General features: G+C 51.3%; 25 protein-coding genes. 17 read left to right on the top strand and 8 right to left on the bottom strand.

What is annotated here, in order from left to right; genetic code table 11:
- Positions 1–93 precede the first annotated feature (93 nt).
- Entirely contained in the window at positions 94–1,335 is a 1,242-nt protein-coding gene (locus ACK5LI_RS06495; RefSeq protein WP_416947394.1) for a glycosyltransferase family 2 protein, read from the bottom strand.
- A 2-nt stretch (positions 1,336–1,337) separates the two neighbouring features.
- Positions 1,338–3,050 carry a glycosyltransferase family 2 protein gene (locus tag ACK5LI_RS06490; RefSeq protein ID WP_416947392.1) on the bottom strand — a complete coding sequence of 571 codons (1,713 nt, stop codon included), beginning with the start codon at positions 3,048–3,050 and terminating at the stop codon, positions 1,338–1,340.
- A gap of 186 nt (positions 3,051–3,236) precedes the next feature.
- On the opposite strand from ACK5LI_RS06490, the gene ACK5LI_RS06485 reads away from it, so the two are divergent.
- Together ACK5LI_RS06485 and ACK5LI_RS06480 are read left to right on the top strand one after the other, a co-directional pair.
- Positions 3,237–4,928, top strand: a complete 1,692-nt coding sequence (locus tag ACK5LI_RS06485; protein WP_416947389.1) for a glycosyltransferase family 2 protein — start codon at positions 3,237–3,239, stop codon at positions 4,926–4,928.
- A gap of 30 nt (positions 4,929–4,958) precedes the next feature.
- Positions 4,959–6,131, top strand: coding sequence for a THUMP domain-containing class I SAM-dependent RNA methyltransferase (locus ACK5LI_RS06480; protein ID WP_416947387.1), 1,173 nt, complete (start codon positions 4,959–4,961; stop codon positions 6,129–6,131).
- 225 nt (positions 6,132–6,356) lie between these two features.
- On the opposite strand, the gene ACK5LI_RS06475 is transcribed toward ACK5LI_RS06480, so the two are convergent.
- Both ACK5LI_RS06475 and cutA read right to left on the bottom strand, forming a co-directional pair.
- On the bottom strand, positions 6,357–7,283 hold the full coding sequence (locus tag ACK5LI_RS06475) for a carbohydrate kinase family protein (protein ID WP_416947384.1): 927 nt from the start codon (positions 7,281–7,283) through the stop codon (positions 6,357–6,359).
- 4 nt (positions 7,284–7,287) lie between these two features.
- Positions 7,288–7,608: a divalent-cation tolerance protein CutA gene (cutA, locus tag ACK5LI_RS06470; protein WP_416947382.1), complete on the bottom strand. Its 321-nt coding sequence runs from the start codon at positions 7,606–7,608 to the stop codon at positions 7,288–7,290.
- Between the two features lie 210 nt (positions 7,609–7,818).
- Here cutA and nth point away from each other — a divergent pair, with 210 nt between their 5' ends.
- From nth to ACK5LI_RS06445, 5 genes are all read left to right on the top strand, one after another.
- On the top strand, positions 7,819–8,508 hold the full coding sequence (gene nth, locus ACK5LI_RS06465; RefSeq protein ID WP_416947380.1) for an endonuclease III: 690 nt from the start codon (positions 7,819–7,821) through the stop codon (positions 8,506–8,508).
- A 2-nt stretch (positions 8,509–8,510) separates the two neighbouring features.
- A complete protein-coding gene (locus tag ACK5LI_RS06460) occupies positions 8,511–9,350 on the top strand; it encodes a ribonuclease H-like domain-containing protein (RefSeq protein WP_416947378.1) in 840 nt (279 codons plus the stop codon).
- A gap of 71 nt (positions 9,351–9,421) precedes the next feature.
- The gene (locus ACK5LI_RS06455) at positions 9,422–10,381 is read left to right on the top strand and encodes a chemotaxis protein (RefSeq protein ID WP_416947377.1); all 960 of its coding nucleotides are present in this window, start codon (positions 9,422–9,424) and stop codon (positions 10,379–10,381) included.
- A 32-nt stretch (positions 10,382–10,413) separates the two neighbouring features.
- On the top strand, positions 10,414–11,070 hold the full coding sequence (locus tag ACK5LI_RS06450; protein WP_416947375.1) for a CatB-related O-acetyltransferase: 657 nt from the start codon (positions 10,414–10,416) through the stop codon (positions 11,068–11,070).
- 73 nt (positions 11,071–11,143) lie between these two features.
- Positions 11,144–11,473 carry a DUF6693 family protein gene (locus tag ACK5LI_RS06445; RefSeq protein WP_416947373.1) on the top strand — a complete coding sequence of 110 codons (330 nt, stop codon included), beginning with the start codon at positions 11,144–11,146 and terminating at the stop codon, positions 11,471–11,473.
- 84 nt (positions 11,474–11,557) lie between these two features.
- Here the strand turns inward: ACK5LI_RS06445 and metK are convergent, their stop codons facing one another.
- Genes metK through panC form a run of 3 tightly spaced genes read right to left on the bottom strand, consistent with a single transcriptional unit; the run spans position 11,558 to position 14,311 of the window.
- A complete protein-coding gene (gene metK, locus ACK5LI_RS06440) occupies positions 11,558–12,733 on the bottom strand; it encodes a methionine adenosyltransferase (protein WP_416947371.1) in 1,176 nt (391 codons plus the stop codon).
- Entirely contained in the window at positions 12,730–13,434 is a 705-nt protein-coding gene (locus tag ACK5LI_RS06435; RefSeq protein ID WP_416947369.1) for a DUF502 domain-containing protein, read from the bottom strand. The genes metK and ACK5LI_RS06435 overlap by 4 nt, the downstream gene beginning before the upstream one ends.
- Positions 13,435–13,465: 31 nt before the next feature.
- Positions 13,466–14,311: a pantoate--beta-alanine ligase gene (gene panC, locus ACK5LI_RS06430; RefSeq protein WP_416947366.1), complete on the bottom strand. Its 846-nt coding sequence runs from the start codon at positions 14,309–14,311 to the stop codon at positions 13,466–13,468.
- 140 nt (positions 14,312–14,451) lie between these two features.
- Here panC and ACK5LI_RS06425 point away from each other — a divergent pair, with 140 nt between their 5' ends.
- Entirely contained in the window at positions 14,452–15,063 is a 612-nt protein-coding gene (locus ACK5LI_RS06425) for a hypothetical protein (RefSeq protein ID WP_416947364.1), read from the top strand.
- Here ACK5LI_RS06425 and panB read toward each other — a convergent pair.
- Complete coding sequence (gene panB / locus ACK5LI_RS06420) at positions 15,044–15,913, bottom strand: 3-methyl-2-oxobutanoate hydroxymethyltransferase (protein WP_416947362.1); 870 nt, start codon at positions 15,911–15,913, stop codon at positions 15,044–15,046. The genes ACK5LI_RS06425 and panB overlap by 20 nt on opposite strands.
- Positions 15,914–16,232: 319 nt before the next feature.
- On the opposite strand from panB, the gene ACK5LI_RS06415 reads away from it, so the two are divergent.
- The 9 genes from ACK5LI_RS06415 to ACK5LI_RS06375 all read left to right on the top strand — a co-directional run bounded on the left by ACK5LI_RS06415 (position 16,233) and on the right by ACK5LI_RS06375 (position 25,270).
- Positions 16,233–17,126, top strand: a complete 894-nt coding sequence (locus ACK5LI_RS06415; RefSeq protein WP_416947361.1) for a flagellin — start codon at positions 16,233–16,235, stop codon at positions 17,124–17,126.
- Between the two features lie 235 nt (positions 17,127–17,361).
- Complete coding sequence (locus ACK5LI_RS06410) at positions 17,362–18,255, top strand: flagellin (RefSeq protein WP_416947359.1); 894 nt, start codon at positions 17,362–17,364, stop codon at positions 18,253–18,255.
- 141 nt (positions 18,256–18,396) lie between these two features.
- Positions 18,397–19,008: a DUF2238 domain-containing protein gene (locus tag ACK5LI_RS06405; RefSeq protein ID WP_416947357.1), complete on the top strand. Its 612-nt coding sequence runs from the start codon at positions 18,397–18,399 to the stop codon at positions 19,006–19,008.
- A 191-nt stretch (positions 19,009–19,199) separates the two neighbouring features.
- Positions 19,200–19,826, top strand: coding sequence for an HD domain-containing protein (locus tag ACK5LI_RS06400; RefSeq protein ID WP_416947355.1), 627 nt, complete (start codon positions 19,200–19,202; stop codon positions 19,824–19,826).
- Positions 19,827–19,989: 163 nt separating this feature from the next.
- Positions 19,990–20,451, top strand: coding sequence for a xanthine phosphoribosyltransferase (gene gpt / locus ACK5LI_RS06395; RefSeq protein ID WP_416947538.1), 462 nt, complete (start codon positions 19,990–19,992; stop codon positions 20,449–20,451).
- 108 nt (positions 20,452–20,559) lie between these two features.
- The gene (locus ACK5LI_RS06390; protein WP_416947536.1) at positions 20,560–21,702 is read left to right on the top strand and encodes a BMP family ABC transporter substrate-binding protein; all 1,143 of its coding nucleotides are present in this window, start codon (positions 20,560–20,562) and stop codon (positions 21,700–21,702) included.
- A gap of 27 nt (positions 21,703–21,729) precedes the next feature.
- Positions 21,730–22,797 carry an ABC transporter permease gene (locus ACK5LI_RS06385; protein WP_416947353.1) on the top strand — a complete coding sequence of 356 codons (1,068 nt, stop codon included), beginning with the start codon at positions 21,730–21,732 and terminating at the stop codon, positions 22,795–22,797.
- Between the two features lie 2 nt (positions 22,798–22,799).
- On the top strand, positions 22,800–23,720 hold the full coding sequence (locus tag ACK5LI_RS06380) for an ABC transporter permease (RefSeq protein ID WP_416947351.1): 921 nt from the start codon (positions 22,800–22,802) through the stop codon (positions 23,718–23,720).
- A gap of 8 nt (positions 23,721–23,728) precedes the next feature.
- On the top strand, positions 23,729–25,270 hold the full coding sequence (locus ACK5LI_RS06375) for an ABC transporter ATP-binding protein (protein WP_416947349.1): 1,542 nt from the start codon (positions 23,729–23,731) through the stop codon (positions 25,268–25,270).
- Positions 25,271–25,412 lie beyond the last annotated feature (142 nt).

Raw genomic sequence — 25,412 nt, 5'->3', positions numbered from 1 at the left:
TGGTCCGGAGGCAAAGAGCGGCCTTCTGCCTAAACTGTAAAAACAAAGCCCCGCATCGTGTTCGGATGCGGGGCTTTGTTTTGATCCGGCAAGTTAAAGCAGGCCTAAATCGCGCAGCCAGCCTTCGTACATATTCTGCAGGTCAGACTCTCCGGCCTTTCGTGCCCAGTTTGCAAGCCCTGCGGCTTTTTTTGTCAATGCCCCCACATCTTCAAGTAATGAATCGATATGTTCGACTTTGGCGATTGCCTGTTCTGCTAGATCGGCGTTGCCTGCCATTGCGGCAGTCGATGCCAGCTGGCGGTAGTGGGGCAACATAGGGAAAAAGTACGTCTGCAGCAGGCACACGCCGCTTGCCTCTACAAACATGCCTGACTGTTCCAGATAGCTGGCAAGCAGAACGTATCCTGTCTGCCACAAAGGCTCTTCCTGCAAGCTCTGCCAGCAGACTCCCGCATCAAAGCCGTTTTTCAGGCGTTCATTCAGTTCTGCCTCACGTTCATCAGGCAGCGTTACATACGATTCAAGCCAGGGTGTTATCGCAAAACGGTAGCCGTCCCGGGCTGCGTACTTGTGCATATCCGGTCCGAAGCACCCCTTGCAACGTTCGTTTAACAGCGCCGCATTTAAATCGTCATCATCACCACGGCCCGGAGTCTGACTTTCCAGATGGTACACTTTGCTTTGCGGAATACAGGTCAAACGCTTACCTAACTCGCGAATGCGGGAGCATAACTCAAGATCTTCACTGCCGTTTTTGTAGCCTTTGTAAAATCCGCCGCACGCCATGAAGAGTTTGCGGGGCAGCATGAGGCATGCCCCTGTAATGGCTTGCAGATTCCGACGTACTTGTACCACGGGATGGCTGGCAGGAAAGTTTGCATACAGATGCTGGGTGCGCAGGGCAGGGGTGAATGCTATTCCCGCATGTTGAACACGGTCGGAGTCGGGATACAGCAAAAGAGGACCAACGGCTCCCAGCCGCGGGTCTTCGTCGAAAGACTTCATCAGCGGAGCAAGCCAACCATTGGTAAGCAGGGTGTCGTTATTCAGAAACAACAGTTTTTCACCAGATGCCGCTTCTGCGCCCAGATTGCATGCAGGGCCGAATCCCAGATTGCTTTCCAGCCGGATGCGTTTGAACTTGGCTCCGAAGAGCGTTGTACCCAGTGATTCCAGTTGAGAAACTGTCTCATCGTCGGAGCCGTTGTCTGTGACAATGACTTCATAAAAATTGCCGGGGGTATGCTGCCTCAGGCTTTCAAGACAAGCTTTTGTAAGATTCCATTGATTCCAGACAGGGATGATGACGGAGAGTGGTGAGGAACTGGCCATGATTATGAATATATCCTGCAGAGAGCTGCGTGTTTGCGTAAAAGATCTGTTGTTGCCGCAAGTAATGTTTTCTGGCGCATGGCCGCAATTGCTGCGGCAGAATAGCTGTGTTCCAGTTTTATCTTGTTGCCCATGATGTGCCCGCGCTTTGCGTTACTGACCGCCTGCCTCATGCTGGAATGCTGCATATGGGCGATGCGCACACTGCCGGTAAACATGGTGGTAAATCCGGCCTGCGCACAGCGCAGGTCACGCTCAAGGTCATCAAACTGGGTCGGGGTATACCGGACGTCAAAGCCGCCGCACTGTTCAATTGTACGTATGTTAATAGCGTGGCAGCAGCCCGAAACAGAAAGGCACGGACGGGTGTGCATGCTGGAAATTATTGAACGGGAACCGGCTGCGTTGCTATATATGAGTACGTTTTCCGCAAGGTCAACAAAACTTCGCTGGCCTACCTCTGGATCTACTGTGAAGTCATCGGCGCTTTGCACTGCATGGGGCGGAGTGTGGTCCAGAATTGCGCAGCCTACTGTTGCGATATTATTATCTTCATAGGCGGTGCCCATGAGCTGAGTCAGCCATGTTTTCGGCATTACGACATCGTCATCCAGAAAAACAGCCCATTCGCGCTGTCTGACTTCAGGAAGCGAAAGCAGCCAGTTGCGTGCGGCAGGTGCGCCGATGTTGACTGGCAGTGTGACAGTGCTCAGCCCGCTGTCCGGCCATTGGTTTGCCATGCTCTGCAGCATGGTTTGCATATCCTCTGTAGTACTGCTTGAATCCGCAGAAAATTTGTCAGAGCCGTTATCTAATACAAAAACTGGCGCGTTGCCTATGTCAGATACACGTAATGTTTCCAATGTCTGGCACAGCAACTGAGGTTTGTTCCATGAATATAGCAAAATGGCCGGAGGGCTTGTTTGCAGTTTTTCAGAGGGCAGTTTTTGCGGTGACATCAGGCTGTACAGAGCTTGTGTTACTGCAGGATGCCAGTGGTGCGTTTGCCAAAGTGCGCTGAGAGTTTTTTGTGCTGCTTCGGTATGCTGTGCTTTTAATGCCGCTTCTATGCGCATCTCAGTAACCCACAGGTCAAACGCCTTGCCGCAGGCTTCTTGTAAGTTGGCAAGCCCATGCAGGGATACGGCATAATCTGAGGGTGAACTTTGTTTTGCGCTTTGGACTATCCATTCCGCCTGCATACGCTGGCGGATGAGGGCTGCACCGTTAAAGTCTGGCAGGGCGGCAAGTACTTCCTGCCAGCGATCCGGCTGGGATGTGCTGAGGCATAATTCAAATGCTTCGCCCAGCCAGAAACAGCACTGGGATTCATTTCGCATTCTGTTTATCAGGCTATGCCCTGCCGCATACGGGTCTGCTGCTATTTGTTCACGCCACAGTGCAAAGTCTCCCGGAATGGCGTTGCGTTGCAAAATGGCTGCAGCTAACCCCGCGGCATCTTGTTGATCAGGATTATTCTGAACGAGCGCAAGCATGTGGCGGCAAAGTTTCCTGTCCAGCGGGTGCTTTTGCCATGACCAGACAGTGTGAGTGTTGATGGCAGAAATTGCTTGTCGGGTAGCTGTGCCCGCGGCGACTGCGCGCAACCCTTGATCAAGGTGCATCAATCGTATTGAAAGTCCTTCAACTCCAAGCGTCCATAGCGGAAGCGTGTCGCAAAGCTGTTGCAGGAGTGTGGTGCGAGAGTCGTTCATTCTGTAACCGCGTCTGACCGTACTGGTAATGCTTGCAGCCTTTTGGCTGATAAGGAGTGAAAGAACCGTTGCAGTACAAAGCCTGCAAAGGTAACTTGTTATTTTGTAGCTGGTTGGGCTGTAAGTCAACCATGAGTAAGGAATGAGCGAGTAGTGGGTTCCGGAAGCATAGGCGCAGGCAGAAATATGTCCGACAAGAAGGAGGCAGGTGTGACTTTTAACTGGAACGCAGTTGAAGAACATGGGGGTGCAGAGCTGTTTGACGAGCTTGCCAAAGGCAGTACAGGCAAAATGCATCGTCTGAATGTCGGGGATATGGCCCTGAGAGCCGCAATGCAGAAAGGACAGGAGGATGCTGCCGGGCGGAACTTTTTGTTGGAACTGGGAAAAAAACTTGTTCTAGCCGCATGGGAAGCAGAACCTCTTGATGGTGGCACTGCCTCGCAGTTGCTGGCACTGGATAGCATGCAACCTTTTTTAAGCCCTTCTGTACGAAATGCAGCCGCTGCCGTGAAAGAGAGCTGGAAGCAGCCTGAAGACTTACGATATCTGAACAGATTGCTGCAAAAGCGTGATGCGGAACTGACGCTTTCTTATTTAGACAAACAGGCGACAAAAGATTCTGCAAATACGTTCTGGATGCAGCAACATCTTGCCGTGGCTGCCTATGAAGGGATGTTTGATCGTGGTATGGCGGCTATTGCGTCGGCAACACTTCCTGAGCCTGTCAAGAAGAGGCTGCTGGCAGACTGGAAATTTTTGCAACGTGATTTCGAAGGTGCTGCTGTATTATATGAACAAGCTTGGTCAGAAAGCTCGCCTGAAGTCACAGAGCACCTTATACGCAGGGCAGAAGCGCTCATACGTGCAGGTGCGCGGGATGATGCCACCCGGGTATGGAAGTCTGCCCTTGTTCGGCGCGGGTGGGACAGCAGCCTGACGCTGAGGTTGCATGATGTGCTGACGGGCTTTGATATGAAAAAGACAAAGCCGGAAGGACGCGGTGCTGTTCTGCTGTATACATGGAATAAGGATTCGGCGCTGGATATAGCCTTGGGCAGTTTGTTTGCTTCCGAATTGTATGATGCCGGAATTGTTGTGCTGAACAATGGTTCCACGGATGAAACTCCTGCAGTACTGCAAAAGTGGCAACAGACTTTCGGCGAGCGGATGCATGTGGTTACGCTTCCATGCAATGTCGGAGCCCCTGCCGCACGTAACTGGCTTATGCATCTTTCAGAGCTTGACGATTGCAGCTGGGTAGCCTACCTCGACGACGACGTTGATCTGCCGGTCGATTGGTTGGGCCGTCTGGGAGCGGTGAAGCAGGAGTTTGCTGATGCTGCCGCCTGGGGTTGCAGAGTGGTTGATCATGCCAATCCGGCGCTCATGCAGGCTGTGGATATGCATGTGGACCCCGCACCGGAACAAACGCCCGAAGAGATTGCATCAAGCGGAGAACGACGTTTTACGGTGTCGACGCTGCACCATCAGGATATGGATTTCGGACAGTTTGCGTATGCTCGCCCTTGCGCAACTGTCACTGGCTGCTGTCATATGTTCTCCCTGAAGGCTCTGCGGGCCGGCGGTGGTTTCGATTTGCGCTATTCTCCTTCGCAGTATGACGACCTTGAGCATGACTTGCGCCATGTATTACAGGGCAGAGTGCCGGTATATCAGGGGCACCTTGTGGTACGCCATATGAAGCGCAGCGGTAAAGCCGCTGTGAGCAGCATGCCGGAACACGGCAATGCTTCCAGTAATCTGTATAAATTACATATGCGGTATACCATAGAAGAGTACGATATAATGCGGCGCAACAACGCAGCCGCGATAAAACAAGATTTGTTACATAAAGTTTCGGTCCTTGCCGGTTAAGGGCGTCTGAAACTCAAAGGATAGTATTTAATGGCTGATTTTTCACATAAAACGACTGTTCTCGTGACATGCCCGTTGGCGGCAACGTCGTTTCTGGCTGCGGAACTGACTGCTCTTGGCTTCAAGGTGCAGAAGGAACTGCCCGCCGGAGTAGAGGTAAAGGCAGATCTGCATGATTGCATGCGCATGAATCTGCACCTGCGGTCAGCGAATAGAGTTCTGTATCAGGTTGCTACTTTTCGCTCTCGTGATGCACAGGCGCTATACAGAGCCGCTTCCAAGATTCCGTGGGAACGGTTTATTCAGCCCGATGGGTACCTGAGCATTTCTTCTTCAGTAGAGAACGAAACTATCCGTGATACGCGGTTTGCTAACCAGCGTTTGAAAGATGCAATTGTAGACAGAATGCGCAGTCGTTTCGGCAGAAGGCCGGATTCCGGACCGGAGCAAACCGGCGTAGTGCTTTTTCTGCATTGGCGTGACGACTGGTGCAAGTTGTACATAGATACCTCGGGTGAGCCGCTTTCACGCAGGGGCTACAGGCAGAATCCGTGGAAGGCACCGATGATGGAGACATTAGCTGCTGCCGCTATTCTGGCAACGGGCTGGCAAGGCAAGGGGCACTTTATTAATCCCATGTGCGGCTCCGGTACGCTTGCTATTGAAGCCGCTTTGCTTGCCATGAACTCCGCCCCCGGACTGCTGCGTGACTCTTATTGCTTTATGCAGTTGCCGGAATACGACCCTGCCCGTTGGGATGACCTGCTGGATAAGGCGGAATCTGCTGAAAGGGGAGAAATCCGCGGTCGTATTGTAGCTACGGATATTGATCCGCAGGCTGTAGAAGCAGCACGCAGCAATGCAAAGCGCGCCGGTGTTGATAGCTTTATTGAATTTTCAGTTTGTGACTTTGCTCAGACTGATATTCCAGAGCCAACAGGGCGCGGGGATATTGTGATGATGAACCCTGAATACGGTGCACGTCTGGGCGAAGAGGAAGTGCTTGAATCGGTTTATACAGGTATTGGTGACTTTTTTAAGAAGCGCTGTCACGGTTACAATGGCTATGTTTTTACCGGCAATATGAAACTGGCGGGCAAAGTCGGTCTAAAGGCAAACCGCCGCATTCCGTTTCATAATGCCCGTATTGAATGCCGCCTTCTGGAATATGAACTGTACTCTGGTTCCAGAAAGCCGCGTTAGCAGGGATAGTGAACAGACGTTGTCTGTGCCGTCTGTTTTGAACTTGTTCAGATGACTGAAAAAAGGCCGGAGTTGAATCTCCGGCCTTTTTGTTTGTTGTATTAGCAGGTCGTCAAGACCAGATGGACATTGGCAGACACGTTGCTGCACTGGTTTCCCCTTCGAAAAGCAGGGATTCCGCAGCAAGAGTGACCGCAGTATGCGTTTGGGTAAGCTGCTCTGGCGCTATGCCCCGAACGCCGCGTCATAACGTGTTTTGAACTCTTCAGCGGTAAAGTTGTGTTCTTGCGTTCCGTAATGCTCTATGCAGAAACTTGCACAGGTCGCACCAAGCTTTGCAGCTTCAGCAACGTCAAGTCCGTCAGTGAGGCCTTTCAGCAGACCGGCACGGTAGGCGTCGCCTGCACCGGTAGGATCGAGAACTTCTTTTGCGGCTGCAACGCCGACCATCACAGGCTCGCCGTTATCGATACGGGAACCTTGCTCGCCCAATGTTGTGATGATGTAATTTGTCATGTTCAGCAGTTCCGCTTTAGTGCGACCTGTTGCTTTCATGATCATTTCCAGTTCGTAGTCGTTGGTTACAAGCATGTGTGCACCGTTGATGCATTCCAGCATCTTTTCGCCGGTAAGAGCGGTAATCTGCTGGCCGGGGTCGAATATGTAACGCATGCCCATTTCACGGAATTTGCGGGGCAGTTCCACCATATCATCAACGTTACCGGGGGATACGATGGCAATGTCGTCAGCCGGAGAGGCTCCATTGAATTCATAGTCGCAAGGGTGGCTCATTGCTGCGGGGTTAAAGCCGGTAATCTGGTTGTCGCTCTGGTCGGTGGTAATGTAGGCACCGGCAGTGAACTGATCTTCCATACGGCGGATACCGTCCATGGGCAGATCAAGTTTGCTCAGCGCCTCTTCATAACGGTCAAAGTCTTTGCCGACCGTTGCAAGAATTTTGGGCTTTTCACCAAGCAGGGCCAAAGTGTAGGCAATGTTGCCCGCTGTGCCGCCGCGCTTTTCTTCCAGTCTGTCGATAAGAAAGCAGACGTTAAGAATGTGTATTTTATCCGGCAGAATATGGTCGGAAAATTTACCTGGAAAGTTCATGATCCGGTCATAAGCGAGAGAGCCGGAAATATAAATGGACATATGCTTAACGCTCCTTTCGTACTTCGTTATCAATCCATGAAAGAAAAGGGGGCAACCCGTCGGTAATGGGCAAGGCTACGGCACAAGGCACATCATAGCTGTGCAGTTCTTGCACAGCGGCTAGAACTTCCGGTGCTTTTTCATCAGAAGTTTTTGCGATGAAGGCGATTTCCCCTTCACTCTGCACTTTGCCGTCCCACCAGAAAATGGAATCAATGCGACCGAGAATATTGACGCACGCTGCCAGCCTGCGCTCCACAAGAGTACGGCCTATTCTTTGTGCCTCTTGCTCATCCGACGCAGTCATGTAGATTATTTTTGCCATGGGGGAACCTCGCTGTTGCAGTGGCTGCCTGCTTTGCGACAACTTTTGTACCGTAAAGCGAAACTAACGGCAATAATTCCGGAGCGGTTGAATCGGATGTGTCATAACGCAGTCTTTACATTGCATGCGGCTAATCACTATGCCATATGACTGTCTTGCAGAGATTCCTGTTTCAGGTTGAAATCCGCGAAAATAAAATGAGTGACCAAGATGAGAAAAAAAGAACGTGCAGCAGCGTTTTTAGCCCTGCTGAATCAACGATACCCCGCTCCCGCAACGCACCTTGATGCGAAAAATCCATGGGAGCTTCTGGTGGCAACCGTGCTGGCTGCCCAGTGTACAGACGAACGTGTGAATAAGGTTACACCGAAGCTTTTCCGCCGCTGGCCCGGTCCTGAGCAGCTGGCGGAAGCTATGCAGGGCGAGCTGGAAGAAGTGGTGCATTCCACAGGATTCTATCGCAATAAGGCCAAAAACCTGATTACGACAGCACAGATGGTGACCACGTTGCATGGCGGAGAAGTGCCCCGCACCATGGCAGAGTTGGTGGCACTGCCGGGGCTGGCCCGTAAGACAGCAAATATTGTGTTGTGGGGCGGTTACGGCATTAACGAAGGGCTGGCCGTGGATACCCATGTTAAGCGCATCGCCTTCAGGATGGGATTCACCAAGTCAGATAATCCTGTGATTGTGGAAAAAGATCTGATGCCGCTTTTCCCGCGTGAAGAGTGGGGTGATGTGAATCATCGTATGGTTTGGTTCGGAAGGCATGTATGTGATGCCCGCAAGCCGTTGTGTTACGAGTGCGAGATGCTGGATTTTTGCCCGCAGAACGGTGTGAACGATACGAAAGCTGATTCCGGTAACAAGAAAAAAAAGAAAGCGGCAGGGAAAGAATAATAATGCTGAAAAGTACGTTTTGTCACCTTCAGGGCATCGGGGCAGGTTCAGAGCAGAAACTCTGGGATGCGGGTGTTCATTCATGGGAACAGGCTCTTGATGCCCCTGCCTCTGCCTTAGGCCGCAGTGCCGATAAAATCCGGCGCGGAGCGGAAGAATCTTTGAGCCGGTTACAATCCGCTGATGCTGCGTGGTTTGGCGCTAAACTGCCAGCTAACCAGCAGTGGCGCCTTTTTGATTCTTTCCGCACCCGTGTTGCGTATGTTGATATCGAAACCACAGGCCTTGCATGGCCTGCTGCGCATATTACGACTATCGCCCTGTACGATGGCGAACAGGTTAAAACGTATGTGCATGATCGAAATCTTCATGAATTTATGGACGATATCAGAGCATATGACCTCTTGGTAACGTTTAATGGCAAATGTTTTGACGTGCCGTTCATCGAACAGGCTCTGGAGATGCGGCTCGATATCGGGCATATTGATTTGCGGTATGTTTTCAGAGCGCTTGGCGTATCAGGCGGACTGAAGCGGATTGAACATTTTTACGGAATGGACCGTGGCGAGCTGGAAGGCGTTGATGGCTATATGGCAGTATTGCTGTGGAAGTTATTTCGCAGGACTGCTGATGAAAAAGTGCTGGAAACACTACTTGCCTACAACGTGGAAGACGTGCTGACTCTGGAACCATTGATGCATCAGGCGTATAATGAACATTTGGTGTCCACGCCGTTTGGTATCAGCGGCAGTCTTACTATTCCTTCGCTGGCAGCCAACCCATTTTCGGCTACACCGCAGGTTATTGCTGCGGCACGGTCGGGAGGCTCTTTTGTCTGTTAAAAAAGGAATAATATTATAACTCTTGTAACCCTTTCTCTACCTGTGCATAGTATATGGATAGGGGGTGACTTATGTCACAAAGCAATATCCTACTTGAATCCGGTACTAATGAGCTGGAAATAATCGAATTCATTATAGAAGAGACAGGCGCAGACGGGCTTCCGTATAAAGGCTATTACGCCATGAACGTAGCTAAGGTGCTGGAAATCATCAGGCGCCCTGCAGTTATCGGATTGCCCGGAAATCATCACCCCGCAGCTTTGGGCACATTTTCTTCGCGTGACAAGGTTCTGCCGCTTATTGACCTTGCTGTGTGGTTGCAGAAAGGGTCAATCGATTCTCCGAATGCCAAGGTTATCGTTTCGGAATTCAGCGGAACCATTACGGCTTTTCTCGTCTCCGCGGTTACCAGCATCCACAGACTGAGCTGGAAGCAGATTGAAGCGCCGGACCAGTACCTGCAGCACTTCAGTAATGAGTCAATAACAGGTGTTGTGCGGTTTGATGATCGCATTGTTTTTCTGCTGGACATGGAGCGTATTGTAGCCTCAATGAATCCGCATATCGACCTGCAGTCTCATGCGGAAGCTATCCAGCGGGAAGAAGTTTCCGGAGACAGTCTGCGTACCCTTATTGCGGATGACTCTTCTTCTATCCGGAATATGATAGGGGCCACACTGGAAAAAGCCGGCTTCATTGTAACGGCGACCAGCAGCGGGCTTGCAGCCTGGAATCAGTTGGAAGCGTGGAAGAGGGAAGCTCAGGAATCGGGCAAGCCCATTAGTGATTATGTGACTCTGGTTGTTTCGGATATCGAAATGCCGGAGATGGATGGCCATAACCTGACACGCAGAATCAAAGAAGATCCTGTGCTTAATCAGCTGCCGGTAATGTTGTTTTCATCTTTGATTACAGATGCGCTGAGACATAAAGGTGAGGCTGTGGGGGCGGATGATCAGGTTTCAAAGCCAGACTTGCCTTCATTGACTAAACGCGCTCGCAATTTGATTACAACGTATTTCGGTATCTGATTTTTGTTGAAAACGTATATGGTGCAGAGAGTGTGAGACACGACAGTATTTTTACGACCCCTTTCAAAGGGGTTTCCCTTAGTGAACAGGTTACTAATCCAAATATTAGAGTGGGGCGCAACAGTTTTTATTCCGGTTATTACCATGGACACTCTTTTGACGACTGTGTCCGCTACCTTCTGCCGGATTCCGATGATGTGGATAAGCTGTACATAGGCAGCTTCTGTTCTATCGGTACCGGTGCAAGCTTTATCATGGCTGGCAATCAGGGCCACCGCACAGATTGGATAAGTACATTTCCTTTTTATTGTACGACTGAAGGGCGTAATGCCGGTGCCGCGGACGGCTATCTACCTCTGGGGGATACCGTGGTCGGTAATGATGTGTGGATAGGTGCTGAAGCCATGATTATGCCGGGAGTGCGGATAGGACATGGTGCTGTTATTGCTGCCAGAGCAGTTGTTCGGTCCGACGTGCCTGACTATGCAGTTGTTGCAGGTTTGCCTGCAAAGCAAGTTAAGATGCGCTTTGAGCCTGCTACTATTGCCATGCTGCTGGAATTACAATGGTGGAATTGGCCAACAGATATGCTGACGGCCGCAATGCCGCTTTTGACATCCCCCAATGTTGAGGAACTCTATCGTTTTTGGAAAACATATGATAATGAGCGGGCGAAAGTACTGCCCTGATGCGGACATGACCGTCTGCACCCGTGCGGACAATGCATCAATTCATTGTTATATATAGGCTAAAGGAGTTCAAATGCTGAGCGGACGTTTTGATTGTGACCTGACAATGGCTGAATGCATAGGCCATGCAGTGCTCTGGATTATTATCTCTATACTGACCCTCGGAATCGGGGCCTTTGTTTACCCTTACGCGCTTGCCAGATTTGTGATCAGCCGTACCTACGTTGTTTCTGCCGGAAGGAGAGTAGGCAGGCTGAAATGCGAACTGGAACTTGGCAGCCAGCTGGGCCATGTTATTTTATGGTTCATTCTTGCTGTACTGACATTCGGTCTGGCCTATTTTGTTTACCTGTACAGGGTAGGAAAGCTGGCCGCGGACAGAACTGTCATCACGCCTGTATAACCAAAGAAAAGTCAGTTTATTTGCCTGATACTAAAAAAGGCCGGAGCAAATGCTCCGGCCTTTTCATATTGCATTGTAAGGCTGTTAAACCTTTGCGGCTGCCCGCAGGTCTGCTGCGGCATCGGTGCGTTCCCACGAAAATTCGGGAAGTTCGCGACCGAAGTGACCGTAGCATGCTGACTTTTTGTAAATGGGACGACGAAGGTCGAGGCGCTTGGTGATGTGGTAGGGGCGCAGGTCGAACACTTCGCGCACGGCTTTGGTGAGCACTTCGTCAGAAATGTCACTGGAACCGAGAGAGGTGCACAGAACTGAAACGGGCTCTGCAACGCCGATGCAGTAAGCAATCTGTACTTCGCACTTGGGTGCGAGGCCGGCTGCAACTACGTTTTTGGCAATGTAGCGGCCCATGTATGCGCCGGAACGGTCAACCTTTGAAGGGTCCTTTCCGGAGAAGGCGCCGCCGCCGTGGTGGCCCATACCGCCGTAGGTGTCCTGAATAATCTTACGACCGGTCAGGCCGCAGTCACCCATGGGGCCGCCTACAACAAAGCGACCGGTAGTGTTGATGAACACTTCGCAGTCTTTTTCGTCAAAGAAGCCCGTGGGTTCCAGCACAGGGCGGATGACATGGGCTTTCACTGCGTCGATGATGTCAGTCTGGCTGGCCCACTCTGCATGCTGGGTGGAAACAACCACGTTGTTGATACGTACAGGCTTGCCGTCTACGTATTCAAAAGACACCTGTGTTTTGCCGTCGGGGCGCAGGAAGTCTACGGTGCCGTCTTTACGCACTGCAGTCAGCTGCTGCGAAAGCTGGTGAGCCCAGTAGATAGGAGCAGGCATAAAAGTGGCAGTTTCATCGCAGGCAAAACCGAACATCATGCCCTGGTCGCCGGCGCCCTGATTTTCAGGATCTTCACGGTCAACACCCTGAGCGATATCAAGCGACTGCTTGTCGATGGAGGAAATAACTGCGCAGGTCTGCCAGTCAAAGCCCATAGAGGAATTGCTGTAGCCGATTTCCTTAATGGTTTCACGTACTACATGGGGCAGGTCTGCGTAGCCGCGGGTGGTGATTTCGCCGGCAATAACTGCCATGCCGGTTGTGACCATAGTCTCACAGGCAACGCGGGAATCAGGGTCCTGCTCCAACAGCACGTCAAGGACAGCGTCGGAAATCTGGTCGGCAACTTTGTCGGGGTGTCCTTCGGTTACCGATTCTGAAGTGAAGTGATATTTGCCCTTGAAGGGAATCATGCTTGTTCCTCCTGAGTTTTTTCCTGCCGTGTCGGCTGTACTTTTTTGCGTTTTTTCGACTTGTCGTTTTCAGAACTCAGAATACCGCCTGAAATGAGCAGCTTGAAGGCATCTTCAACGTTCATCTCCAGAGGTGTGACATCGGCTTCAGGAACCATCAGGTAAAAGCCGGATGTCGGGTTCGGTGTTGTGGGTACGAAAACGTTTAATACTTTAGTTGCTGTCTTTTGCTGGATTTCGCCTACTGCGACACCTGTGACAAAAGCCATTGTATATAACCCCTTCCGCGGATATTCGATAAGCACAACACGCTGAAAATCGCGGGATGAGGTAAAAATTGTTTCAACAAGCTGTTTGATACCGGAGTACAGCGAGCTGACCAGCGGAATACGGGCCATGATAGCATCGCCCAGCGCCACAAGCCTGCGGCCCAGAAAGTTGCGGGCCAGAAGGCCGGTAATCAGCAGCACTGCAATCAGCAGTATAAAACCCAGCCCCGGAACAGCCACAGGCAGGTACTCTTCGGGCCGATACTGCGCAGGAAGAAGCAATAACAGTTTATCAACCCATCTTACAGCAACGCGTAGCATCAGAAATGTTGCTACAATAGGCGTAAGAACAAGTATGCCTGCAAACAGGTTTGCCTTGATGAAGCGGCGTATGGCGGCCCAGAAGCCGCCTGTCGGTTCAGATGCGGGCATGCTCAATCCTGATCTGCTTCTGATTGAAGGCTTACACCAGTTTCAGATTGTCAATAAGCCGGGCTCTTCCCACCTTTACTGCAGCTGCGCACAGGGCGTCTCTACCTACAGATTCCAGCGGTGCCAGTGTTTCGGGATGGACTATCTCAAGGTAGTCCACGCTGCCCGTAGGCAGATGCTGTTGCCAGTAGCCTCGTATAGCGGCACGAAGCTTTTCTACATCCCGTTCACCTTGTGCAACCAGATCGCGGGCATGTTGTAGCCCCAGTTGCAGTGCCGGAGCCTGTTTGCGTTCTTCGGGAGTCAGATAAATATTGCGTGAACTCATGGCCAGCCCGTCTTTTTCACGGATAATCGGGCTGCCTTCTATGCTCACCGGAAGGCACATGTCTTTTGCCATCCGCTTTAAAATGGCCAGTTGCTGCCAGTCTTTTTCGCCAAAGACTGCCAGTCGGGGCAGGGTGAGCGTCAAAAGTTTCATCACAACCGTGCATACCCCCCGAAAATGGGTAGGCCTGCTGATGCCGCAAAGTCCTTTTGCTAGCTCCGGCACTTCAACCCAGGTGCCGTGCCCTTGCGGAAACATTTCTTCCGCCTGCGGCGTAAACAATACGTCAACACCCATGCGGGAAGCGACTTCCGCATCACCTGCCAGATCGCGGGGATAGGCTGCAAGGTCCTCATGCGGGCCAAATTGTGTCGGGTTGACAAACAGACTGACGATAACTTTGTCAGCACGTTGCCGTGCATAATCCATCAGGCTTTCATGACCGGTGTGGTAGTAGCCCATAGTGGGAACCAGCGCAGTTTTTACGCCGCTGCAACGCCAGTCAAGGCAGAGCCGTTGGAGTTCATCCTTGGATGTGATTATCTGCATATCAATGTATCCGCATATAGTTGTTGTTTGTTTGTAATCTGTGTGGCCCTTGTTGTAAAGAGAAAAGAGCAAATAGGTTATATACCGGCGCGAGTATAGCTGCTATTGCTATCATCAGGACGTCTAACAGGGTAGATTGTATGAAAACTCCTTTTTCTCAAGGCTCGCTGGATAATTTTTGTGCGCTCTACGCCGTTATCAACGCGTTGCGTTCCCTGCATAATTTAAGCTCTTTTCAGTGCAGAAGAATCCTGCACGAGACATTACTACGTTATTCAAAAGATTATGATTTTTTTTCAGGGGTTGTTACTGGCTCTATGGACTACGAGCATGTAGTGCATGAGATGCTTTCGCATTACTGCGCCGAGCTGTTTCCTGTGCGGGCATATCTGCCATTTAAAAAAGCTCCTGCTTCTGAAGATGCTTTGTGGGACGCAGTTGCCCGTTGGCTGACTGGCGTATCCAGAAGGGCGGTTCTTTTGCGGTTCATGCGGTTTACTCCTCAGCAGGATGCAGCTGTCATCCGGCATTGGACGGTGGCCGAAAGATTACTGGGTGACAGTATGTTTCTGTACGATTCAAGCCGTGAGCCGACAGCTCTGCACTCTTTGATGCGCCATCAGGTTACAAGTTTTAGGGAAAATGTCACCGAAGAGCGTTTCGTATGGGTTCTGCCGCAGTCCTGCATTTTTCTGGAAGGGGCTGATATGCCTGCAAAGGGCGGATTTGTAATCAATCATTACGATCTTTAATGCTTTTTTCCCACATTTCCAGCTCCTCCTGCGGCATAGTAAAACTATGTTCTTTTTGCGGAAAGGTCCCCTGAATCACTTCGTCTCGGTATTGTCCGATAGCCTTTACTGCCTCTTGCCGTAGTTCCGCGTAGCGCTTGACGAAGCGGGGAGTGAACTTGTCGTATAACCCCAAAAGATCGTGAAATACGAGAACTTGTCCGTCGCAGTCGGCACCGGCTCCTATACCTATAGTGGGGATGGAGATGGACTCTGTAATGTGTCTGGCTACAGGGGCGGGGATGGCCTCCAAAACCAGCGCAAAGCAGCCTGCTTCTTCCAGTGCTTTTGCATCTTCCAACAGTAACCGTGCTGCTTCAGCAGAACGCCCCTGCACTTTGAACCCTCCAAGCGCAGCCACCCGTTGCGGCGTAAGACCTATATGTCCCACAACAGGTATGCCCGCCTGCGTAAGAGCCTTGATTTGCGGTGTTACACTTAAGCCACCTTCAAGCTTTACAGCTCTTACGCCACCTTCGCGGAACATGCGCGCTGCATTACGCATGGCGTCTTCCACACCTGTCTCATAACTCATAAAAGGCATGTCACCTACAACAAGCGCCCGTTGTGTCCCGCGTGCAACTGCCCGACAGTGGTGGATCATTTCATCCATAGTGACAGAAAGAGTATCGTCGTGCCCCAGTACTACCATTGCCAGAGAGTCTCCCACCAATAACATGTCCATTTCTGCCGCATCAGCGATGGAGGCAGTCGGATAGTCGTACGCCGTAAGCATGGTGAGGCGTCTTTGTTTTTTTGATCCACGGATGTCCGTAGCTGTCAGTACTTTTAGCTGCGTATGAGTGCTCATCGGGTCTCCCTTCAAAGTTTGTAAGAGTTTACATTGTAAAACAAATGGTATGTCGAGCCAACACGTTTTTGGATTGTTCTGTCTTTCTATGATGTGAAGCGATAATAATAGGCTGTTCTGTGGCATATATCGTGCATGCAGAACGCTGTGTACGTATGGGGCGGCGTGTTTTGCCTGCTATGTGGCGGCAAAGCTGTATTTGTCCGGTGTCAAAACAATGACGCCTGACGGTATTGCCTGCTTTGGTGTCTGCTTTCCGGTTGTTTGAATGTGACCCGGCAAGTGCCGAAGTCTGCGATTAGATGAGGAGGAGAACAGCATGTCGATGGTGATCAACCATAACCTTATGGCTCAGAACGCCGCAAGGAACCTGAGCTCGGCGTATGGTAATCTTTCAACGTCGGTCAGGCGTCTTTCTTCAGGATTGCGCGTAGGAACAGCGGCGGATGATGCGGCGGGAATGGCAATCCGTGAATTGATGCGGGCCAATATCTCGGCCATGTACCAAGGGGTACGAAACGCGAATGATGCGATTTCTTTGCTGCAGACGGCAGACGGAGCACTTTCTGTTATCGACGAAAAGCTTATCCGTATGAAGGAGCTTGCAGAACAGGCAGCCACCGGTACCTACACTTCCGACCAGCGTCTTCTTATTGACTCGGAATATCAGGCCATGGCGTCTGAAATTACCCGTATTGCCAATTCTACGGATTTTAACGGAATCCAATTGCTCAACGGGAACCTTTCCGGAGATGTCCATGACGGCAGCGGGCTTGTTTCAACAGGCAAGATGAAAATCCATTTCGGAACTGCCAATGATTCCGCAGAAGATTACTACTACATACAGATTGGCACTTCTACCGCTTCCGCGCTTGGTGTGGGCAATCAGGCTGATCCTGCGCATGGCGGGTTTGCCATTTCCACCCAGTCTGCGGCCCAGCAGGCCCTTGTTGCCATTAACAGTGCTATCATTTCCAAGGATAATATTCGCGCAGCGCTTGGCGTGTTGCAAAACAGGCTGGAAAATACCATTACAAACCTGCAGGTGCAGGCTGAAAACCTGCAGGCAGCCGAATCCCGTATTTCCGACGTAGATGTTTCCAGTGAGATGACAGAGTTCGTCCGGCAGCAGATTCTGACACAGTCCGCTGTGGCAATGCTGTCTCAGGCTAACTCTCTGCCGAGGATGGCTATGCAGTTGCTAGGCGGATAACCAGCATTTGTTAAGCGATATTTTGAAGGCCGGCTCAGAAGATGAGTCGGCTTTTTCTTTTAAATCAGTCAGTTATATTATTCTGAGCTGCTTTGTCCGAAAAAAATGGACAGGGGCTCTAATGTTCCTCCGCCAGAAGCCGAATAGGTAGTCAGGGAGAGCATCTTGCGGCTGCAAGGAAGCGGCCTAAGCAGGTTTGCTCTGAAAAATGCACTAATATTCATGGAGGAATATTATGTCTTTGGTAATCAATCACAACTTGATGGCGACGAACGCTGCCCGTAACCTTAGCCAATCCTACGGTAACCTCAGCACGTCCGTACGCCGACTGTCTTCAGGTCTTCGCGTTGGTACCGCAGCAGATGACGCCGCCGGTCTTGCCATTCGCGAAATTATGCGCGCCGATATCGCCGCGCTTAATCAGGGGGTTCGTAACGCTAACGATGCTATTTCGCTTATCCAGACTGCAGACGGTGCGCTTTCCGTTATCGACGAAAAGCTCATCCGCATGAAGGAACTGGCGGAACAGGCAGCCACGGGTACCTATACTTCTGACCAGCGTCTGATTATCGACTCCGAGTATCAGGCAATGGCATCGGAAATTACCCGTATTGCAAACGCTACCGACTTTAACGGAATTTACCTGCTTAACGGTAACCTTTCCAGCAATACGCACGACGGTAGCGGACTTGTTTCCACTGGTAAGCTGAAGGTTCACTTCGGTACCGCTAACGACTCCGCAGAAGACTACTACTACATCCAGATCGGCACCTCTACTGCATCCGCTCTTGGTGTTGGTAACCAGGCAAACGCAACCAGCGCCGGTTACACCATTTCTACCCAGTCTGCTGCACAGAACGCACTGGTTGGCATTGAAAACGCTATCGTTTCCAAGGATACCATCCGTGCAAACCTTGGTGCTCTCCAGAACCGCCTGGAAAACACCATTTCCAACCTGCAGATTCAGTCTGAAAACCTGCAGGCAGCCGAATCTCGTATTTCCGACGTAGACGTATCGCAGGAAATGACAGAGTTCACACGTCAGCAGATCCTTACCCAGTCTGCGGTTGCAATGCTGTCGCAGGCTAACTCTCTGCCCAGAATGGCTATGCAGCTGCTTGGCGGTTAATAGCTTCTTTCCCGGGGAATCGGAGAACACTGGCCGGAAAGCCGAAAGGCTTTCCGGCCTTTTTATCGTCTGCCTGATTTACAACGTCTGCCTGTTTCGGCAATGTAAGGTATCGCTGTTTAGAACAAGGTGGAGATTCTTATGCGCATTTCTGTTACTCAGGACAACTTCCCGTTGATGTTGTCCCTTGTCTTTATTGTTTTCTTTGCTTTACTTGGAATTGCTCCGGCTTCTAGAGCTGTCTGGATTGCAGAAGTTGTTCCGGTTCTGTTCGTATTTTTGCTTCTGGCCTGCACCTATAAAGTGTTCCGTTTTTCCAATGTCGCTTACGGACTGATGGCGTTCTGGATTTTCTGGCATACTATCGGTGCTCATTTTACATTCAGTGAAGTTCCTTTTGGTTTTGTATCCGACCTGTTTGGTTTTGAGCGAAACCACTTTGACAGGGTCGGGCATTTTTCAGTCGGGTTTTATGCCTATGCAATGTGTGAGCTTCTGCTTCGTCGCAAGCTGACCGGTCCGATCATTGCTACCTTGTTTTCACTTTTCTTTATTATGTCCATTGCCGCTGCGTATGAAATTATCGAGTGGTGGTATGCAGTAGCTGAAGGCGGCGAAGCAGGCCTTGCCGTTCTTGGCAGTCAGGGAGACATCTGGGATGCCCAGAAGGACATGCTGGCTGACACGTTGGGGGCTTTGTTCTCGCTGGCACTGTTCTGGATAATGGGCAGACGGTGGGGCAGTCGTCCGTAGTTTGAACAGGCTGTTCGGTAACACTTTTTAATCAATTGTATAATTCGGGTGCTCCGGCTGCTTCGTATAAGGTGCTGCCGGAGTACTTTTTACCTTTGTTGCAGCCGGGCAGGGGTGTACTTGAGCGCCGAAATGCCGTATGGAGTCGTTCCGCACTGACAGTGCAAATAATATCCGGAGGCCTTTTCTCCATGACGCATTGCAATCCGCAACTTAACCTGCAAGGCCGTGACAAGCTGACACGCCTTGCGGATTTTCTTTTTGAAGCAGGCATGCTGCGTAAGACTCCCCGTTCGGGTTACCAGTTTTTGGGAACGGGCAGTGAGAACGTGGCAGAGCATTCTTTTCGTACCTCTGTAGTGGGATACGTTCTTGCCTGTGAAGCGGAGGCCGATCCCGCACGTACCGCTCTGATGTGTTTGTTTCATGATTTTCATGAAAGTCGTATCGGTGACTTTAACTATGTGAACCGGATATACAATACCTGCAATCCCCGCGCTGCGATGGAACATGCACTGGAAGGCACCGGACTCGAGTCCGGAATCCTAGACCTGCTGGATGAGCTTGAGCGCGCCGAAACCCTTGAGGCAAAGCTTGCACAGGATGCTGATCAGATTGATCTGATTCTGAACCTTAAGCAGGAGCTTGATCTGGGGAATAAGTACGCCGGAAAATGGATGGAAGGCGCTTTGAAGCGTCTGCGTACAGAAGCTGGTGCAACTCTTGCGGCAACCATTGCCCGGACTGACCATACTGACTGGTGGTTTATAGGGCCGGATAAATCATGGTGGGAGCGAAAGAACGGTACGCATAAGTAACTTTTTGGGCGCAGGAAGCCGTTACAAAGCGTAACGGTGTTTCGTTTTATTTCAGAGTGCGCTGCCGTGCTTGACATATATATGATTGCACGGCAAAGACCCGCACAGCTATACACCTGCAGGGCAGGAGGAAATCGTGGCAGATCCCGATCGTTATAAAAAAATGTTCCCTGTTTCCTGGGAGCAGCTTCATAGAGATACCAAAGCCTTGTCCTGGCGGCTTATCGAACTTGGCCCTTTTAAAGGTATTGCAGCCATAACCAGAGGCGGGCTGGTACCTGCAGCCATTCTGGCTCGTGAGCTTGAAGTGCGCCTTGTCGATACCATCTGTATTTCCAGCTATGACTGGAAAGCGCAGGGCGGACTGAAAGTTCTTAAAGGGATTGAAGGCGACGGTGAAGGCTGGCTGATCGTTGATGATCTGGTTGATACGGGAACCACGGCCAAAGCTGTTCGCGAAATGCTGCCCAAAGCACATTTTGCCACTGTATATGCAAAACCTGCAGGCAGACCTCTGGTGGATACATTCATCACAGAAGTCAGCCAGGATACTTGGATTTTGTTCCCCTGGGACTCTGAGGTCCAGTATGTTCAGCCCCTTGTCAATATGAGGGAAGAAAGGTAAGAAAATTTTTTCCGGTTTACCGGAGTGTAGATGGCTTGGGCGGTGTTCACGGGGAACGCTGCCCGCTATGTATATTGGGATGTCCCGCATCACCTAGGAGAACGTGCGATGCGCAAGCTTATGTTGCTTGTCATGGCTGCCATGCTTGTTTTTGGCGGCCTGACTGGTTGTGAACAGGAAAAGCCGGCGGAAGCTCCCGCCAAGGCCGAATCCGCGGCCAAACAGGAAACCGCTCCAGCAGCACCTGAAAAGGCTGAAGACGAATTTAAAATCGGTTTTGTTTACGTAAGCCCCATTGGTGACGCCGGCTGGTCGTATGCTCATGATCTGGGCCGTATGGAACTGGAAAAGATTCCAGGTGTTACCACCTCTTACGTTGAGTCCGTACCGGAAGGTGCCGACTCCGAGCGTGTTATCCTGAACATGGCCCGTAAGGGCTTTGATATGGTGTTCACCACCAGCTACGGCTACATGGACCCCACCCTGAAGGTTGCCGGTCAGTACCCCGACGTTACCTTCATGCACTGCGCAGGCTATAAGACTGCTCCTAACATGAGCGCCTACTTCGGCCGTATCTATCAGGCTCGTTACCTGACCGGTATGGTTGCCGGTGCCATGACCAAAAGCAATATCATCGGCTACGCTGCTGCATTCCCCATTCCCGAAGTTATCCGCGGTATCAACGCGTTTACCGTTGGTGCCCGTGCTGTTAATCCCGATGTTGAAGTTCGCGTGGTATGGACCAAAACATGGTACGACCCCGCAACTGAAAAAGAAGCTGCCAAGTCTCTGCTTGACGTAGGCGCAGATATTATTGCTCAGCACCAGGACTCTCCCGGTCCTCAGGAAGCTGCTCAGGAGCGTGGCGTCTACTCTGTAGGCTACAACTCCGACATGAGCGCTTTTGCTCCTAAAGCTCACCTTACCTCTGCCATCTGGAACTGGCCTGTATTCTACAAGCACGTTGTTGAAGGCGTTCGCAACGGCACATGGAAGTCCGGTCATTACTGGTGGGGCCTGAAAGAAGGCGTAGCTGACATTGCTCCCTTCGGCGACATGGTTCCGCAGGATGTGCGTGACAAAGTACTTGCTGCCAAGGCTGACATCATCGATGGCAAGCTTGCCGTGTTCTCCGGTCCTATAAAGGATCAGAGCGGCAAGGTGCGTATTGCTGAAGGTGAAAAGGCAACCGACGAAATGCTGCTTGGCATGGACTGGTTTGTCGAAGGTGTAGTGGGCACCACTGAATAGACCCTGCATCGCTGGAGTCAATGCCCGATGATGGGTTATAGAGTCGTTAAACGACAGGAGCCCCTTAACTGGGGCTCCTTTTTCATTTTTCTTGTCGCCCTTGTAATTTCGCTGTCTCTGAGCGGAGCCATGCTGGTTGTTCAGGGAAAGCCTTTTCTCAAGGGACTGTATTTGTTGTGGGATGGCGGTTTCGGACAGGTGTATGCGCTGGAAGATACCCTGCTTAAAACCATACCGATTTTTCTGTGTGCACTCGGCGTTGCCGTCTGTTTCAGAATGCAGATATGGAACATCGGAGCAGAGGGACAGTTTGCACTTGGTGCCATAGGCGCAACATGGGCTGTTCTTACGTTCCCTGCCGCACCAGCGTGGATTCTTATGCCGCTAATGTTTTTAAGCGGAGCGCTGGCTGGTGGTTTCTGGGCGTTTATTCCGGCCTTTCTGCGTCTGCGTCTGGGGATGAACGAAATCATCACCACTCTGATGCTGAATTACATAGGCATCCTGTTGCTGCAATTCCTAGTGTACGGGCCGTGGAAAGACCCTGCGAGTTTCGGCTTTCCTGTTACCCCGATGTTCCCTGAATCCGCTATTCCTGATGCCATTGTGGGCCGTATCCACTGGGGTTTTGTGTTGTGCTTTGTCGTGGCCGGACTGCTGTCTGTGTTTCTGCGCCGCACACGCTTGGGCTTTGAGCTGATGGCCGGTGGCGAAAACCCCAGAGCGGCCAGATACGCTCGTATGCCTTATGGCTCGCTGGTGGTTCTTGTACTAGTGCTCTGCGGTGGACTGGCCGGATGGGCCGGTGTTCTTGAAACCTCCACAACACTGCACAGACTTCAGTCTAACGTTGTGGCTGGCTATGGTTTTACCGCAATCGTAGTTGCATGGCTCGCACGGCTCAGAATTCCCACAATCGCTGTCTTTTCATTCCTGCTGGCCGGTCTTCGCGTCGGCGTGGAAAATCTGCAGCTCGAGCTGCAGGTGCCTGCCGCATTTGGTGGTATAATCGAAGGCTTTATTCTGCTGACAGTACTGGCCGGGCAGTTTTTTGTCTGGTTTACGCTGCAGCCGCGCGGCAAGGGGGATGAATAACCATGTACGCAGAATTGCTGATTCCTATCCTTGCAGCGACCATTCAGTCCGGTACGCCTATCCTGTATGCAACGCTGGGTGAGATGTTCACCGAGCGGGCAGGGGTGCTGAACCTTGGCGTAGAAGGCATGATGATTCTTGGTGCCTTTTTCGGCTTCTTGTTCACGTACTGGACAGGCAATCCGTGGATCGGGGTTCTGATGGCGGGACTTGCCGCAGGCAGCCTTGGTCTTTTGCACGGTCTTGTCTGTCAGGTATTTCAGGGCAATCAGGTTGTGTCCGGTCTGGCGTTAACCATTCTGGGCGTGGGACTTGCTGACTATCTGGGCACTCCCTACGTTGGTATCACTACAGAAGGCTTTGCCCCCATTGCGGTTCCTGTACTGTCTTCCATCCCGGTTATCGGCGATATTTTCTTTAAGCACGATGCGCTGGTATATCTGTCGTACGTTATGCCTCTGGTCTTCTGGCTGGTAATCAGCAGAACCCGTTTAGGTATGGGGCTGCGCAGTGCCGGAGAAAACCCTTCAGCCTCTGCGGCGGTCGGGCTTAATCCTGTACTGCTTCGCTGGCTGGCGATTTTTGTCGGCGGATTTCTGGTGGGGCTTGGCGGAGCCTATCTTTCGCTGGCGTACACTCATCTGTGGACAAACAATATGACCGCAGGGCGTGGCTGGATTGCCGTCGCACTGGTTATTTTTGCCTTCTGGCGTCCCGGTAGAGCTGTATTCGGTGCGTATCTGTTCGGCGGCGTTATGGCATTTCAGTTGCGTCTGCAGGCGCTTGGCGCAACGTTACCTTCATCTTTACTGCTGATGTTGCCTTACGCGCTTACGGTAATTGTTCTGCTGATTTCGTCCATGCGTGGCAGGAGCGGGAATGCACCTGCTGCACTTGGTGTAAACATTGAGCCGAACGAATAGGGGGCCCCGTGACAGAGCAAAAACCGCTGAACAAGCGCACTGCCCGTGATAGATATGTAGACCTGCCGCCTGTTGTCAGGCTGGAGGGGATATCTAAGTCGTTTGGCAAGGTAAGGGCCAACCACGACATCACTCTGGATATCCGCCCCGGGATGATCAAGGCTTTGCTGGGTGAAAACGGTGCCGGTAAATCGACTCTCATGTCGATTCTTTCCGGTCGTTTTCCGCAGGATTCAGGCACCATTTTTATTGATGGCAAACCTGCCCGTCTCATGTCACCCAAAGATGGATTGGCTGCCGGTATCGGCATGGTGTATCAGCATTTTATGCTGGTGGAATCCATGACAGTGGCAGAGAATGTCATGCTCGGGCAGAAGGGGAGCTTCCTTCTGTCGCCTGCCAAAATGGAGCAGGCCGTTGCCGAACTTGCCGATCAGTATGGTCTGGAAATTACTCCTTCCGCGTTCGTTTCAGAGCTGTCTATGGGCGAAAAGCAACGTGTGGAAATTCTTAAGCTGTTGTACCGCGACAGCAGGGTGTTAATTTTTGACGAGCCTACAGCCGTCTTGACTCCCTCTGAAACAGAGCAGCTTTTTGAAGCCCTGTGGCGTATGGCAGACCATGGCAAATCTATTGTTTTTATCAGTCACAAGCTTCAGGAAGTTCTGAGCGTGGCAGATGAAATTGCCATCTTGCGCCGCGGCGAAATTGTAGATGAGTTTCACGAGTCTGATGTGCCAAACCAGACGGTTCTTGCAAATCGTATGGTTGGACGCGATGTTGTCCTGGCTGTTGATGCCAAGCCTCTCCCTGTCGGGGATCAGGTTCTCAATATTGACGGGCTCAGCGGTGAAGGGCTGCAGAACATTCATCTCGGACTTTTCAAAGGCGAGATTGTTGCTGTAGCCGGTGTGGCTGGTAACGGCCAGAAAGAGCTTGTCGAGGTAATCTGCGGTCTGCGAAAGCCGGAACATGGCTCGGTGCAGATTCTGGATAAACCATGGAACAAGTTCTACCCGCATCCGCCAAGACGTGGGAAGTCGCTCGCTTATATTCCGGAAGACAGGCAAGGCCTTGCTACCTGCAAGTATCTTAACCTTGTGGATAATTTTCTGCTTACCACTCGTCATGCATTCTGCAAAAAAGGATTTCTTAACCGCGTGAAAGCGGTAGAGACAACCCGTAACATTGTGAAAGAATTCAATGTGCAGCCTGGCCATCTGGATGCCTCTGCGCGTGCTCTTTCCGGTGGTAATCTGCAGAAGCTCGTTATCGGCAGAGAGTTCTTCCGCGATCCGGATATCATCGTGGCTGAGAATCCTACTCAGGGGCTTGATGTATCAGCCACTGAAGAAGTCTGGAGTAGGCTGCTGGAGGCTCGTTCCGGTGCCGGTATTCTTTTGATTACCAGTGAACTGAATGAAGCGTTGCAACTGGCGGATCGAATTGCCGTGATGTATCGTGGTCGATTTGTGGATATTTTCCCCAAGACGGATACTGCCAAGGTGGAAGCTATCGGCCTGATGATGGCGGGTATTACTCCCGAATGATTCTTTTGAGTCGTTTCTGTAAAACAGTCTGGCCGCCTTCGGGTGGCCATTTTTATGTGTTATACCTTGTAGTCAGAGGATATAGTCATTATCACGCATAGACGAAGCATGCTTCTTTTCATAGTATCAATAGCCTGGAGGA

The organism is Oleidesulfovibrio sp. (genome assembly GCF_047973035.1).
Lineage (GTDB): Bacteria > Desulfobacterota > Desulfovibrionia > Desulfovibrionales > Desulfovibrionaceae > Oleidesulfovibrio.
The sequence above is the reverse complement of the archived record's forward strand: the minus strand, read 5'-3'. Positions and strand labels throughout refer to the sequence as shown.

Bases quoted from the DNA above. Each gene is read 5' to 3' on its own strand.
- gpt (WP_416947538.1), top strand. From the start codon at position 19,990: ATGTTCCCTGTTTCCTGGGAGCAGCTTCATAGAGATACCAAAGCCTTG.
- ACK5LI_RS06455 (WP_416947377.1), top strand. From the start codon at position 9,422: ATGTCACAAAGCAATATCCTACTTGAATCCGGTACTAATGAGCTGGAA.
- ACK5LI_RS06445 (WP_416947373.1), top strand. From the start codon at position 11,144: ATGCTGAGCGGACGTTTTGATTGTGACCTGACAATGGCTGAATGCATA.
- ACK5LI_RS06425 (WP_416947364.1), top strand. From the start codon at position 14,452: ATGAAAACTCCTTTTTCTCAAGGCTCGCTGGATAATTTTTGTGCGCTC.
- ACK5LI_RS06390 (WP_416947536.1), top strand. From the start codon at position 20,560: ATGCGCAAGCTTATGTTGCTTGTCATGGCTGCCATGCTTGTTTTTGGC.
- cutA (WP_416947382.1), bottom strand. From the start codon at position 7,608: ATGGCAAAAATAATCTACATGACTGCGTCGGATGAGCAAGAGGCACAA.
- ACK5LI_RS06460 (WP_416947378.1), top strand. From the start codon at position 8,511: ATGCTGAAAAGTACGTTTTGTCACCTTCAGGGCATCGGGGCAGGTTCA.
- ACK5LI_RS06410 (WP_416947359.1), top strand. From the start codon at position 17,362: ATGTCTTTGGTAATCAATCACAACTTGATGGCGACGAACGCTGCCCGT.
- ACK5LI_RS06485 (WP_416947389.1), top strand. From the start codon at position 3,237: ATGTCCGACAAGAAGGAGGCAGGTGTGACTTTTAACTGGAACGCAGTT.
- metK (WP_416947371.1), bottom strand. From the start codon at position 12,733: ATGATTCCCTTCAAGGGCAAATATCACTTCACTTCAGAATCGGTAACC.
- ACK5LI_RS06490 (WP_416947392.1), bottom strand. From the start codon at position 3,050: ATGAACGACTCTCGCACCACACTCCTGCAACAGCTTTGCGACACGCTT.
- ACK5LI_RS06475 (WP_416947384.1), bottom strand. From the start codon at position 7,283: ATGTCCATTTATATTTCCGGCTCTCTCGCTTATGACCGGATCATGAAC.
- ACK5LI_RS06400 (WP_416947355.1), top strand. From the start codon at position 19,200: ATGACGCATTGCAATCCGCAACTTAACCTGCAAGGCCGTGACAAGCTG.
- ACK5LI_RS06480 (WP_416947387.1), top strand. From the start codon at position 4,959: ATGGCTGATTTTTCACATAAAACGACTGTTCTCGTGACATGCCCGTTG.
- panC (WP_416947366.1), bottom strand. From the start codon at position 14,311: ATGCAGATAATCACATCCAAGGATGAACTCCAACGGCTCTGCCTTGAC.
- ACK5LI_RS06415 (WP_416947361.1), top strand. From the start codon at position 16,233: ATGTCGATGGTGATCAACCATAACCTTATGGCTCAGAACGCCGCAAGG.
- ACK5LI_RS06435 (WP_416947369.1), bottom strand. From the start codon at position 13,434: ATGCCCGCATCTGAACCGACAGGCGGCTTCTGGGCCGCCATACGCCGC.
- ACK5LI_RS06380 (WP_416947351.1), top strand. From the start codon at position 22,800: ATGTACGCAGAATTGCTGATTCCTATCCTTGCAGCGACCATTCAGTCC.
- ACK5LI_RS06495 (WP_416947394.1), bottom strand. From the start codon at position 1,335: ATGGCCAGTTCCTCACCACTCTCCGTCATCATCCCTGTCTGGAATCAA.
- ACK5LI_RS06385 (WP_416947353.1), top strand. From the start codon at position 21,730: ATGATGGGTTATAGAGTCGTTAAACGACAGGAGCCCCTTAACTGGGGC.
- panB (WP_416947362.1), bottom strand. From the start codon at position 15,913: ATGAGCACTCATACGCAGCTAAAAGTACTGACAGCTACGGACATCCGT.
- ACK5LI_RS06405 (WP_416947357.1), top strand. From the start codon at position 18,397: ATGCGCATTTCTGTTACTCAGGACAACTTCCCGTTGATGTTGTCCCTT.
- nth (WP_416947380.1), top strand. From the start codon at position 7,819: ATGAGAAAAAAAGAACGTGCAGCAGCGTTTTTAGCCCTGCTGAATCAA.